1 protein-coding gene is annotated in these 804 nt (G+C 63.6%); it reads left to right on the top strand.

All coding sequences use genetic code 11. The features are described from left to right. Positions 1 to 804 (top strand): FAD-dependent oxidoreductase (locus EN914_RS37035; RefSeq protein WP_164779247.1); only part of this gene is annotated, 804 nt, incomplete at both ends.

Below are 804 nucleotides of genomic sequence, written 5' to 3'. Positions count from 1 at the left end.
GAATTCAACAAGTCGACCGGCCGCGAAATGATCGGCGTGTTCGACTTCAAGGGCGAGATCTACACCCGCCAGGAGCGCAACGGCATCCTGCTCGGCACCTACGAGAAGGCCTGCAAGCCGTGGTCGCCGGTCAACACGCCATGGGATTTCGGCCACGAATTGCTGCCGCCGGACCTCGACCGCATCGCGCCGTCGCTGGAAATAGGCTTCAAGCATTTCCCCGGCATCGAGAAGGCCGGCATCAAGCAGATCATCAACGGCCCCTTCACCTTCGCGCTGGACGGCAACCCGCTGGTCGGCCCGGTGCAGGGCCTGACCAATTTCTGGTGCGCCTGCGCCGTGATGGCCGGCTTCAGCCAAGGCGGCGGCGTCGGTCTGGCGCTGTCGAACTGGATGGTGCATGGCGATCCTGGCTTCGATGTCTGGGGCATGGATGTTACACGCTTCGGTGAATGGGCCGGCCTGCGCTACACCAACGCCAAGGTGCGGGAAAACTATTCGCGCCGCTTCTCCATCCGCTTCCCCAATGAGGAACTGCCGGCGGCACGTCCGGCGCAGACGACGCCGCTCTACGACACGATGCTGGCCAACAACGCCGTCATGGGCGACAGCTGGGGCCTCGAAACCCCGCTCTGGTTCGCACCTGAAGGCAAGGAACCCGGGGATATCGTCTCCTTCCATCGCTCCAACGATTTTGGGCCGATCGGCGAGGAAGTGCGCGCCACGCGTGAGCGCGTCGGCGTCACCGAGATCGCCAATTTTGCCAAATACGAAGTCTCGGGACCCGCGGCCGAGGATTTCCTC

The organism is Mesorhizobium sp. M7A.F.Ca.CA.001.08.2.1, from assembly GCF_003998455.1.
GTDB classification, from domain to species: domain Bacteria; phylum Pseudomonadota; class Alphaproteobacteria; order Rhizobiales; family Rhizobiaceae; genus Mesorhizobium; species Mesorhizobium ciceri.
The sequence above is the reverse complement of the archived record's forward strand: the minus strand, read 5'-3'. Positions and strand labels throughout refer to the sequence as shown.